General features: G+C 47.0%; 8 protein-coding genes and 1 pseudogene. 7 read left to right on the plus strand and 2 right to left on the minus strand.

Translation table 11 applies throughout. The annotated features are described in order from the left end of the window. Positions 1 to 165: 165 nt before the first annotated feature. Positions 166 to 1611, minus strand: a pseudogene (cysS, locus tag DXA93_RS10860) (cysteine--tRNA ligase). A gap of 979 nt (positions 1612 to 2590) precedes the next feature. Between cysS and DXA93_RS10865 the strand changes: the two are divergent. The 7 genes from DXA93_RS10865 to DXA93_RS10890 all read left to right on the plus strand — a co-directional run bounded on the left by DXA93_RS10865 (position 2591) and on the right by DXA93_RS10890 (position 11938). Further along, positions 2591 to 4804, plus strand: a complete 2214-nt coding sequence (locus tag DXA93_RS10865; protein ID WP_117814391.1) for an ABC transporter substrate-binding protein — start codon at positions 2591 to 2593, stop codon at positions 4802 to 4804. A gap of 119 nt (positions 4805 to 4923) precedes the next feature. Further along, the gene (locus DXA93_RS18545; protein WP_242998537.1) at positions 4924 to 5751 is read left to right on the plus strand and encodes a hypothetical protein; all 828 of its coding nucleotides are present in this window, start codon (positions 4924 to 4926) and stop codon (positions 5749 to 5751) included. After that, positions 5709 to 6494, plus strand: a complete 786-nt coding sequence (locus DXA93_RS18550) for an ABC transporter permease (RefSeq protein WP_242998540.1) — start codon at positions 5709 to 5711, stop codon at positions 6492 to 6494. Before DXA93_RS18545 ends, DXA93_RS18550 begins: the two co-directional genes overlap by 43 nt. 6 nt (positions 6495 to 6500) lie before the next feature. Beyond that, a complete protein-coding gene (locus DXA93_RS10875) occupies positions 6501 to 7526 on the plus strand; it encodes an ABC transporter permease (protein ID WP_243109211.1) in 1026 nt (341 codons plus the stop codon). Further along, positions 7481 to 9229 (plus strand): oligopeptide ABC transporter ATP-binding protein OppD, encoded by a 1749-nt coding sequence (gene oppD, locus DXA93_RS10880; protein WP_055265439.1) that lies wholly within the window; start codon positions 7481 to 7483, stop codon positions 9227 to 9229. The genes DXA93_RS10875 and oppD overlap by 46 nt, the downstream gene beginning before the upstream one ends. A gap of 12 nt (positions 9230 to 9241) precedes the next feature. Further along, positions 9242 to 10546 (plus strand): ATP-binding cassette domain-containing protein, encoded by a 1305-nt coding sequence (locus DXA93_RS10885; protein ID WP_305764420.1) that lies wholly within the window; start codon positions 9242 to 9244, stop codon positions 10544 to 10546. A gap of 156 nt (positions 10547 to 10702) precedes the next feature. Further along, positions 10703 to 11938, plus strand: a complete 1236-nt coding sequence (locus tag DXA93_RS10890; RefSeq protein ID WP_055221528.1) for a hypothetical protein — start codon at positions 10703 to 10705, stop codon at positions 11936 to 11938. Here the strand turns inward: DXA93_RS10890 and DXA93_RS20930 are convergent. Further along, a complete protein-coding gene (locus DXA93_RS20930) occupies positions 11852 to 12130 on the minus strand; it encodes a DUF6783 domain-containing protein (protein ID WP_369123058.1) in 279 nt (92 codons plus the stop codon). The genes DXA93_RS10890 and DXA93_RS20930 overlap by 87 nt on opposite strands. Between the last annotated feature and the right edge of the window lie 60 nt (positions 12131 to 12190).

Consider the following 12190-nt stretch of genomic DNA (forward strand, 5'->3'; position numbering starts at 1 on the left):
AAGTGACAGGAAAAGGCGGTGCCCGAAAACAGGGGTCCGCCTTTTCTTGTCAAGAACGGCAGAAGTTACTGCTGTTTGACTTCCTTTGGGTAAAGAATAGCACAAAAAAGAGAACTGCCCTGGGACAGTTCTCTTTGCCTGTAATGTATGGTTACGAAAAGATTTTCAGATCCGTTTCCAGACGGCTCCGCCGCGTACATCAGCAACTTCAATGCCTGGCTTTCAGGTCATCGCGGATTTTATCTGCTTCTGCAAAGTTTTTGGCTTTTTTTGCTCATATCGTTTCAGAACAAGAGCATCAATTTCCGGATCTCCTTCGCCGGTAATCTGATAGCCGGACGCGGTGGAAGCAGAAGTTGTCTTTGCAGCCTCTTTTCTCTTCGCATCTGCATGAGCGAGAAGGGAAAGACCGAGTACCTGATCGAAACTGTCGAGAAGCGCCAGCTTTGCAGCATCATGCATGTCTGCTTTTAACACATCGTACAGCGTTGTGATGGCAAGCGAGGTGTTGAGGTCGGCATCGAGCGCTTTCTGGAATTTCTCTTTTAAAGCAGTCATAGAAGCTTCCTCGGCCGGTCCGTCTTTCGGGTCTAAAGCGGCGATGCGGGCGATCAGCTTGTCGTAGGCAATTTTGGCGTTGTCCAGGTTTTCCCAGGTGAAGACAAGCGCCTTACGGTAATGAGACTGGAGGCAGAAGAAACGGTAGACGAGAGGATCATAACCTTTTTCCTCAAGAAGAGAAACGGTTAAAAACTCACCTTTCGATTTCGACATCTTTCCAGTCGATGTATTCAGGTGATGTACATGGAACCACTGCGGGCACCAGGCGTGGCCAAGATAGCTTTCGGACTGTGCGATCTCGTTCGTGTGGTGCGGGAATGCATTGTCTACGCCGCCGCAGTGCAGGTCAAGGTATTCGCCATTGTATTTCATGGAGATACCGGAGCACTCGATGTGCCATCCCGGATAACCGACGCCCCACGGGGAATCCCATTTCAAGGCCTGGTTCTCAAATTTGGATTTCGTAAACCAGAGAACGAAATCATTTTTGTTGCGTTTGTTTGTATCTTCCTCTACGCCCTCACGCACACCGACCGCGAGGTCATCCTCGTCGTGGTCGTTGAATACGTAGTAGTGATCGAGGCGGCTGGTGTCAAAGTAAACATTTCCGCCGGCAAAGTAAGCGTAGCCGGTGTCCATCAGCTTTTCGATGATTTTGATATATTCGTCAATGCATCCCGTTGCCGGCTGTACGACATCCGGGCGCTTGATATTCAGCTTTTTGCAATCCGCAAAGAATGCATCGGTGTAATACTGTGCGATTTCCATGACTGTTTTGTGCTCGCGCTTTGCACCTTTGACCATCTTGTCCTCGCCGGTGTCCGCATCGGAGCTTAAATGGCCGACATCGGTGATATTCATGACACGGTTGACGTCGTAGCCTTCATAGCGGAGTGCCTTTTCCAGGACATCCTCCATAATATAACTGCGCAGGTTTCCGATGTGCGCAAAATGATAAACGGTAGGTCCGCAGGTGTACATTTCTACACGGCCCGGTGTGTGTGTCAGGAATTCAGCTTTTTTATGGGTTGCAGAATTATAAAGATACATAAAAGAAGTCTCCTTTTTTCTTTTCGTGCGGATACGGATGCAGAAGTGATGATACACAAGAAAGCAAAAAAGCAAAAAAGCGTCTGCTGTATCCGACAAGGATATCAGAGACGCCGCGTGCGGTGCCTGTTTTCCGTGTACTGCACTGGTTCCTTATTAAAATTAATATTAGCAGGATTTTTTTTTGATGTCAATAGTCCGGAGACTGTCGAAGACAAAAAGTAAGAAAGTGTTACTGTTCACACGCTACTATCCCGCGAGGCGTTTTGGCATGAATATGCCAAAATCCCGAGACATACAGCGCGAATTTATGCGGTTAGCATAAATTCTGTGCATCGCGAAGCGTGTTACTGAGAACGGAGTGAACAGTAACAAGAAAGTGATTTCGGTGTGAGCGGTCTTCATGGAAGGCTTTGCTTTGTAAAAGAAGGAAACGAAAGTAAAAAACGAAAGTAAAAAACAGTATGACGCTTTTAGATAAGAAGAAATGTGATTTTCAGAAGTCTGTTTTTTCGTCCAGCAGGATTCTTTCCCGGAGCAAAATCTGAAACAAATACAAAAAGACAGTGCTGCAGAACGCAAATGGAAAGAAACAATTATTTGTGTAATCTTTTTTTCATTATAAAACCGAAGAATACAGGAAAATAGAAAAACGGCATCAGAACAATACCCAAAAAGAGAAAAATAGAGGATTTTGATGACTTTAAATGCAGTTTATACACTTTTCCCCTGCATCGGATATTGACAAATGGAGCGAGTTCTGGTTATAATGAACCCAGTTGTTTTTGGACAAACGGACAAATGTACGGGCATGAGGGATGAAGAAAACAAATCTTGTTGGACGCATCTCCTTTTTGTACTATTCGTTTTAATGTGGTAAAGTGCCAAAATGAAAAACGGTGGAATGGCGAAGCCGTTCCGGCAAATGTCCGGATGATGCAAAAACAACGCGAATCCATGAAAGGAGTTAGGAAGAATTATGAAAAGAAAAATTGTAAGCGCATTACTTGTTATGAGTATGACTGCAAGCCTGGTTGCCTGCGGAAATTCCGGCAGCGGAAGTTCTGATCCGGCAGATGAGAGTGTAAGCGTAAGCAGCAGCGCATCTTCCGAAAGTGATGCAAGCGCATCTGCAAGCAGTGAGAGCGAAGCCGAGGCAGAGGAATCCGAAATGCCGGAAGGATACGACGAGACCAGCACAGAGCTCTACAATGAGGCACTGGGAGATTTCAACGATGCACTTGCTACTGCAAAGGAAGCAGAAACGGTGGATGAGAGATATGCCCTGATGGCAGTTGCCGAGGGAAAACTGATGGAGTCTGCCATGATGTACCCGCTCATCTCAAGAGGTGGTATGTACGCGATGTACAGAATGGCTCCGCGCACCAAGGACTATACACTTTGGGGAAGCGATAAAGACCGTTATCATCAGTATGTTGTAACAACTGACTTTATCAAGGCAGAAGATTACAACGAAATGAGAGCAAAATGGGATGAGCTTAAAGGAACAGGAACCTATGAGAGCTGGGTAAAAGAATATCTGGCAGGAAAAGGTTACACCTTAAAAGACAGCTTCTCCATGCCGTATGCGAGCGATCCGGTAACATGGGACGGACTTGCAACTTCCCGTGCGGCAGATACCGATGCGATCATCAATACCTATGACGGACTGATGGAGTACGATGTAGAGGGAACTCTGCAGCCGGCACTGGCAGAATCCTATGAAGTATCCGATGACGGACTGACCTATACCTTCCACCTTCGTAAAGATGTAAAATGGACCGATTCCCAGGGACGTGAAGTGGATACTGTAAAAGCAGATGACTTCGTGGCCGGAATGCAGCACATGTGTGATGCACAGGGCGGTCTGGAATACCTGGTACAGGGCGTGATCAAAAACGTATCCCAGTACATCAGCGGTGAAGTTACCGATTTCGACGAGGTTGGTGTAAAAGCTGTTGATGACTATACCGTAGAGTACACACTGGAAGAGCCATGCAGCTACTTCATGACCATGCTGGGCTACACCATCTTCATGCCGATGAGCAGAAGCTACTATCAGTCCCAGGGTGGTAAATTCGGTGCTGAGTACGATTCTTCCGCAGCAGATTATCAGTACGGAAAAGATTCCAACTCCATCGCATACTGCGGACCGTACCTGGTAACCAACGCTACAGCGAAAAATACCATCGTATTTAAACTGAGCGATTCTTACTGGAACAAAGACAACGTAAACATTAAAACCCTGACCTGGCTGTTCAATGACCAGTCTGATGTTACCAAAATGTACACAGATGCAAAAGCAGGTACCGTTGACTATGTAAACCTGAACACCTCCACTATGGAGACAGCAAAATCCGAAGGTCTGTACGACCAGTACGCAGTAGTTTCAGATACCGACGCTACTTCCTTCATGGGATTCTACAATATCAACCGTACTGCGACTGCAAATGCCAACGACGGAACAACAGCAAAGAGTACAAAGTCTGACGAAGAAATCCAGAGAACAAACAAAGCACTGCAGAACGTTCACTTCAGAAGAGCGATCAGCTTTGCAGCAGATCGTGGCGCTTACAATGCACAGCAGGTTGGCGAGGATCTGAAGTATACTTCCCTTAGAAATACCTTTACCCCGGGATATTTCGTAAGCCTGTCAAAAGACACTACCATTCAGATCAACGGAACCGACACAACCTTCCCGGCAGGCACCTACTATGGTGAAATCGTACAGAAACAGATCGACGCCGACGGCGTGAAGATCAAAGTATGGGATGCCGAAAACAAGACCAGCGATGGTTTTGATGGATGGTACAATCCGGAAAACGCAGTAGAAGAACTGAATACCGCAATCGAGGAGCTCGCAGAAGACGGTATCACCATCGATGAGAGCAACCCGATCCAGATTGAGTATCCATATCCGTCTGCAGTAGAAGTTTACACCAACAAAGCAAACTCCTACAAGAAATCAGTAGAGGCTGCCCTTGGCGGAAAAGTTGTGATCAATCTGGTTGATGCCGTAGACCTGGATGGATGGTACTATGCAGGATACTATGTAAACTATGGTTATGAACAAAACTACGACGTATATGATGTCTCCGGATGGGGTCCGGACTTTGGTGATCCGTGCTCTTATCTGGATACCATGCTTCCGGACTACGAAGGATACATGACCAAATGTTTCGGTATCTTCTAATTTTGGAAAAGGTAAAATTGGAAAGACCAGAACAGTTGAAAGCCAATGAATAAACCGGCAGGGGGATGGGGACAAAAAAAGCCATTCCCCTGTCATATTGTGTTAAGGAATGAGAGAATATGACAAAATATCTTTTTAAGCGTTTGTTGCATGGCCTTGTTTCCGTAGTAATCGTCGTTGGATGCGTTATGACTATGATCTATTCTCTGATGGACCGAAATCTGATTTTCGCACAGGATACCACCTATTCCCATCAGAGCAATAACCAGAAAAAGGTGTACAAATATCAGAAGTGGGAGACATACGGATATCTTGATTATGTAACCTATGCAGATTATTTGAACGCTCTCAAAGCAAAAGGCGAAATTGACGAGGATACGAGATCCAAAGCAGTAGCATTCGGAAGAACGAAAGACCAGGATTCAGAACTGGTATCTGAATATGTAAAGGAATTTACAGCTTATTATAAAGCAAAAGGTTACACCGTAAGAAGATACGATGCGATCATGATGGGTAAGAAAAAATATGCCAACGGCGGACAGCAGCAGCTGTTTGCATACAGGGATATTCCGCTTGCAACACGTCTCGGAAAATATTTTTCCGGTTTGATTGACATCGACAGCATTCACGATGCTGCAAAGGTAGAAGGTAAGAGGGGGATTACATTTACCTTACACGATCCGGTATATGGGGGAAAGAAATTTTCACCGGCCATCATGGGAAATGGCACAACACACAAGTACCTGATGTACTTTGACTCAAAATTCCCATATTTCCATCAGAATATAATCACCATAAATTTAGGAAAGTCCTATTCCGTAAATGAGGGTGTGGATGTAGCACTGACCATGACCCGCGCGCAGGGATCCTACGTAAAATCGGAGATACCTACCCAAGCGGTCTGGTGGAATACAGTGCAGACGATCTGCACAGCGCAACGTATATGAGCGAATCTCAGGATGCAAGCGCTGTTCATTCCGATCGGTTCACAGATGACTATACCAACGTGGATACAGTTAAGAGTGGTAAATCAAAAATCGGCTATTCCTTTGTGATCGGTATCATTGCCGTGATTCTTTCCTATCTCATCGCAGTGCCGCTTGGCATTCTGATGGCGAGAAAGAAAGACAAACTGGTTGACCAGCTTGGAACCATCTATATTGTATTCATTATAGCAGTACCTTCACTGGCCTATATCTTCCTGTTTAAGGCAATCGGAGGAAAAATGGGTCTGCCAACCACCTTTGACATGGATTCGAAGAGCAAGCTGATGTATATTCTGCCGATCGTTTCTCTGGCACTGCCGCAGGTGGCAAACCTGATGAAATGGCTGCGTCGATACATGATCGACCAGATGAACTCCGATTACGTAAAATTCGCAAGATCCGGTGGACTGACAGAGGGAGAAATCTTTACGAAACACATTTTGAAGAACGCAGCGATTCCGATCGTACAGGGTGTTCCGGCGAGCGTACTGTTCGCACTGACCGGAGCCATCATCACCGAGCGTGTGTACGTAGTACCTGGTGCCGGTAATCTGCTGACCGAAGCAATCAGCAAATATGATAATGGTGTTATCGTAGGTGTTACACTGTTCTACGCAGTGCTCTCCGTGATTTCCATCATCCTGGGCGACGTTTTGATGTCCATGGTGGATCCGCGAATCTCATTCTCAACGAAAGACAGGTAGGGACTTATGAATTATGATTTAGATAAATTCGGTCTGTCTGAGGAAGAACTGTTTTCTCCTGTAGATAACAGCTCTCTGGAGTCTGAGAAAATTACGGCTCCGAGATATTCCTACTGGCATTCCGTGTTCCGCGTATTTTTTAAGAAAAAAATCAATATTGCCGTACTTTGCCTCCTGGGTGTGATTCTGCTGATGACGTATGTGTATCCGCTCTTTGTGGAGTACGACCGTTTCGCCAATCTGATGAACGGCGCGACAAAACATCTGTCTCCAAGCAAAGCATTGCAGCAGCTTGGATTCAATATTCACTGGATTTTAGGATCCGGTGCTTCCGGACAGTCGACCTTTGATGCTGTCTGGTTTGGTTCCAGAATTTCAGTTTCCCTGGCATTTATCTGTGCGCTCATCAACCTTTCGATTGGTGTGATTGTCGGATCTGTCTGGGGATTTTCGAAGAAGGTTGATGTCTTCATGATGGAGGTTTACAACATCATCGGAAATATTCCGTATGTACTTCTGATCTCCGTCCTGGTGCTTATCTTTTCTCCGAGCTTCTGGACCATGGTATTTGCACTGACCGTTACCGGATGGCTTGCCATCGCGTACTTTATCCGTACGCAGGTCGTTATCATCCGTGACAGAGAGTATAATCTGGCATCAAAATGTCTTGGAACTTCGATTTTCCGCATTGCGATGAAGAATATTCTCCCGTTTATGACATCTGTCATTGTTACTCTGGCGGCAACTGAGATTCCGTCCTACATCTCTTACGAGGTGTTCCTGGCTTACATCGGTATGGGACTTTCTGACATGTCTCTGGGAAGACTGATCTATGAGGCTGAGGGTGCCATGCTGACACCGATGGGGATTCGAGTTCTGGAGCCCGGTTGTTGTCGCTTCAATCATCACCGTAGTATTATATGTAGTTGGACAGAACCTTGGAGATGCGTCCGACCCGAGAACACATATGTAGGAAGGAAAGCCGCATGGAAGATAAAAAAGTATTATTATCGATTAAGGACTTACAGGTAAAATTCCGTGTCCGCGGCCGTATCCTGACGGCAATCCGGGGCGTAACGCTGGATATTTACGAGAATGAGTCCATTGCTATCGTAGGAGAGTCCGGCGCCGGTAAATCCGTATTTACAAAAGCGTTTGCGGGCATGCTGGACAGCAACGGCTTCATTGACCAGGGAGATATCATTTTCAACGATGCCGAGCTGAGCGATACCGTTGTGCCGCTGAACTCTTATGCGAAAAAGACCATCGCATCCACCTGGGAAAAACTGAATGAGTATTCCAAACTGGAATATGGTTCAGAAGTATTCCTGAAAATGAAGGCGCTGGAGCAGGAAAAAGAAGAAAAAATGACGCTGAGCGAGGAAGAGCGTGAGAAAGCAGATGCTGAAATCAAGGAACTTGTAATAAAGAGAACCGAACTTTTCAACTATAAGCAGACACTCGATACTTCCAAAGAAAAAGCGAAAATCAAAGAGACATCTGCCGAGATTTCCAGACTGGATGGAGAGATCAAGGCTCTGCAGAAAGCAAAAGAGGAAAAAATCAAGGCACACAAACAGGCTGCCATGAACGATACGGCCTACAATCAGGCGTATGATGCAAAGATGGCAGAGTACAAAAAAGAGTATGCCGGCCTGACAGCAAAAGAAATTACGGACGAGACAAGAAAGAGAAATGAGATTCTTGCCAAAGAGATCTATCTTTCCGTTGGACGTTACAAACTGCGCAAAAAAGTCCGCATGATCAAAAAGCTGCACGAGGCATTCAAAGCTGCAATGGAGCGCGGTGTGGATCTGAACGATGAGCAGAAGCGAAACGGCGTTTTTGACCAGGCTACCTTCCGCGTACGCTATCTGGATGAGACACCGGAGCAGCTCCACGGAACCTGCATCATCAACCTGGCAAAAATCCAGGACCCGAATGACTGGGGCCAGATCCGTGGTAAGAAAATTGCAACCGTATTCCAGGACCCGATGACTTCCCTGAACCCGATCATCACGATCGGAAAACAGATCACTTCTGTTATTATGAAACATCAGGATGTCAGCGAGGTGGAAGCGAGAGCACAGGCGCTTGAGCTGATGGAAAAGGTTGGTATTCCGAACGCAGAGCAGCGTTTCGATGATTATCCGTTCCAGTATTCCGGCGGTATGAGACAGCGTATCGTTATCGCGATTGCACTTTCCTGCCGTCCGAAGATCCTCATCTGCGATGAGCCGACAACTGCGCTGGACGTTACGATTCAGGCACAGATCCTGAAGCTGATCAAGGATCTTCAGAAAGAGTACAACTACACTATCGTGTTTATTACCCACGACCTTGGTGTCGTAGCGAATATCGCTGACCGTGTTGCCGTTCTGTACGCAGGACAGATCATCGAGTTTGCGAATGTAGAAGAGCTGTTCTACGACCCGCGCCATCCGTACACCTGGGCACTGCTTTCTTCCCTGCCGCAGCTTGCGGAGCGGAATACAAAGCTGTTCTCGATTACCGGTACCCCGCCGTCTTTGTACAACAAAATTATCGGAGACCCGTTCGCGCCGCGTAACCAGTACTGTCTGAAAATCGACACACTGGAAGAGCCGCCGATGTTCAAAGTAACGGATACCCATTACGCCAAAACCTGGCTGCTGGATCCGAGAGCACCGAAGACGGAGAAGCCGGAGGCAATTCAGAATATTCACGAAAAATTATTAAAAGCATACAACTTATAGGAGAGTTTGAAAGTGTCTACAAAGCAGGAAAGCAAGACCACTGTTTCGCATCTGCCGGAGCATGGTCCGATTGACGAAAATGGAAGAGAAATCTTACTGCAGGTAAAAAATGTAGATATCACTTTCGGCAAGGGCGATGACGCAGTCAAAGCGGTAAAAAATGCTTCTTTTGACATCTACAAGGGAGAAACCTTCTCCCTCGTAGGCGAGTCCGGTTCCGGAAAGACCACGATCGGCCGTGCGGTCATTCGTGTCAACCCGTGTTCCGCAGGAGAGATCCTGTACAAGGGTGTTAAAATTTCCGGCAAGATTCCGCATTCCCTGGACCGGGAGGTTATCCGAAACATTCAGATGGTATTCCAGGATCCTGCCGCATCGTTAAATGAGCGTGCGACGGTCGATTACATCGTATCCGAGGGTCTTTACAACTTCCATCTGTACGAGAACGAGGCAGACCGTGTGAAAAAGGTAGAGAACATGATCAACGAAGTTGGTCTTCTGCCGGAGCACCTGACCCGTTACCCACATGAGTTCTCCGGCGGACAGCGCCAGCGTATTGGTTTGGCCCGTGCCATGGTTATGGAGCCGGAGCTGGTTGTAGCCGATGAGCCGATCTCCGCACTGGACGTATCGATTCGTGCCCAGGTCCTCAATCTGCTGAAGAAATTCCAGAGAGAAAAACAGGTTACTTATCTGTTTATCGCCCATGACCTTTCCATCGTACGGTTCATTTCCGACCGTATCGGTGTTATCTACAAAGGAAATATCGTAGAGGTTGCGGACGCAGAGGAGCTGTTCAACTTCCCGCTGCATCCATACACCCATTCCCTGATCTCTGCGATCCCGATTCCGGATCCGCAGCTTGAGAAGAACAAAGTGCTGTACACCTACGATCCGTCCATTCACGATTATTCCGTGGACAAACCGGAGTTCGTGGATATCGGACACAACCACTTTGTATACGGAAACAAGAAAGAGATCAAAGAGTACAAGGCACTCCGTGAAAAGGGAGAGCCGCTGCAGCCGATCACCATCAGAAAGCCTGGCGAGAAAGTAAAAGAGGAGAACCACGAGGTTCATCTTTCCAAGGCAGAAGATGAGTTCCTGAAAACTCCGCTTCACGATACCGGAAGCATCTGGTACAAAGTGCTGTCGTTCTTCTTCCCGATCATCGGTATTATCGCAGCAATGGTATACAAAAAGAAACAGTACTATCACAACTATAAAGCATGTAAGCAGGGCGCGCTGTACGGATTCGCCGTACTGGCCGTGATTCTCCTGATCTTTATTATTGCATTGATTTTGGTTGTCCTATAGCAGACTGTGAAAAGCAAAGCAGTGTCAGAATCGAAAGTCTTTTGATTCCGGCGCTGCTTTTTTTTGTGCCGTTTTACTTGACGGGAGACATATTTTCTGGGACAATAAAACACAGTGCGAATGAAGGGGAGAACTTAAAGTAAGAGGAGTAAAAGAATGGGAAGAACAGTAAAAGATCCAAACAGACGGCAGCCGAAGCCGGTGCAGAAAGTTCAGCTCTCTGAAAAGAATGTCGGACGGCGCATCGTGCTTGTGGTACTGTTTCTGGCGATCGGATCCGGTTTTCTGGTGTATGGTTTTATGAATTTTCTGCGCGGCGATTCCGGCTGGCGCGAAATCAGCGTGAAGGCGGGCTCGGAGCTGAACTGCAGCGAGGATTTCACACTGAAATATAATGTCGGTGCAGGCGGCGTATCGGCGGGCGGGGAGGCAAAGGCACTCTCGCTGATTTATACCGATGCGGCGGTGAAGGGCTACCGGCTTTTCAATATCGACGAGAGTTTCGATGATGTGACAAACCTGTACGATATCAACCAGCATCCAAACGAAGTTATGACGGTAGATCCGGTTTTGTACGATGCCCTGAAAAAAGTATCCGATGCCAACTGCCGGGAAATCTATCTGGGACCGCTGTACGCGTCACTGGAAAATCTCTGCATGAGCAATGATGATGCGGCCGCAGCACAGTTCGATCCGGAGAAGGATGATGATGCGGCAGAGGAAGCGGCAGCCGTCGCAGCCTTTGCGCAGAACCCGGATGACATTTCCATGGAATTCCCGGGAGAAAACCAGGTCTGCCTGCATGTGTCGGATGCGTATCAGGCATATGCCGCAGAGATGGGCTACACGGCGTATCTCGACTTTTTCTGGATGAAAAATGCTTTTTTGATTGACTATCTGGCGGACACGATCCGCGGCGAGGGCTATCAGCTCGGCATTATTTCCAGCAAGGACGGATTTGTGCGCTGTCTCGATGAAACAGGGGAAAAAGAGTACCAGTACCCGCTGTACCATCTTTCCGGGAATGAAATTCAGTCACATGGAACGATGATGTACGAGGGACCGAAAAGCATCGTATTTTTCCACGCTTACCAGGCGGGCAGTCCCGATACGTACCGCTATTACCAGTATCAGGACGGAACGATGCGCACGCCGTATCTTAGCGCGTCAGACGGAAAAGACCACACGGCAGCATCAGAACTGATCGTCTATTCTGGTGAATATGGCTGTGCTGATACGCTGCTTGCAGCATTTTTCGATTATCAGGCCGAATCGCTTTCCGGGGAGCTCCTGAAAACACTGGCTTCACAGAAAATTTACAGCGTCTGGTTTGAGAACAATGAGATTCAGACCACAGACGGAAAGTTTTCCGTGACAGCGGTGAATAAATAAAAAACAGAATAAAAAAACAAACCAGATTTGCATTGTACAATCGCGGTTAGGATGGTAGAATAAAATCAGAGTTTGAAAAATCATTTCCACAATCTGCAAGCCCCACTTCGCGATCTGTTTTGACCTTATCCGGTTGCTGCAGACCGTTTGGGCTGAAAATGGGACTCGCAGCTCACGAAAAGCTTTTTTCAAACACGCTCTGGCATGAATGAGTGCTTTTTTATGCGATTTTGTATGGGGGAAGCAGCAGCG

The organism is Blautia sp. OF09-25XD (assembly GCF_003482095.1).
GTDB classification, from domain to species: Bacteria; Bacillota; Clostridia; order Lachnospirales; family Lachnospiraceae; genus Fusicatenibacter; species Fusicatenibacter saccharivorans.

Bases quoted from the DNA above. Each gene is read 5' to 3' on its own strand.
- DXA93_RS18545 (WP_242998537.1), top strand. From the start codon at position 4,924: ATGACAAAATATCTTTTTAAGCGTTTGTTGCATGGCCTTGTTTCCGTA.
- DXA93_RS10875 (WP_243109211.1), top strand. From the start codon at position 6,501: ATGAATTATGATTTAGATAAATTCGGTCTGTCTGAGGAAGAACTGTTT.
- DXA93_RS10865 (WP_117814391.1), top strand. From the start codon at position 2,591: ATGAAAAGAAAAATTGTAAGCGCATTACTTGTTATGAGTATGACTGCA.
- DXA93_RS10890 (WP_055221528.1), top strand. From the start codon at position 10,703: ATGGGAAGAACAGTAAAAGATCCAAACAGACGGCAGCCGAAGCCGGTG.
- oppD (WP_055265439.1), top strand. From the start codon at position 7,481: ATGGAAGATAAAAAAGTATTATTATCGATTAAGGACTTACAGGTAAAA.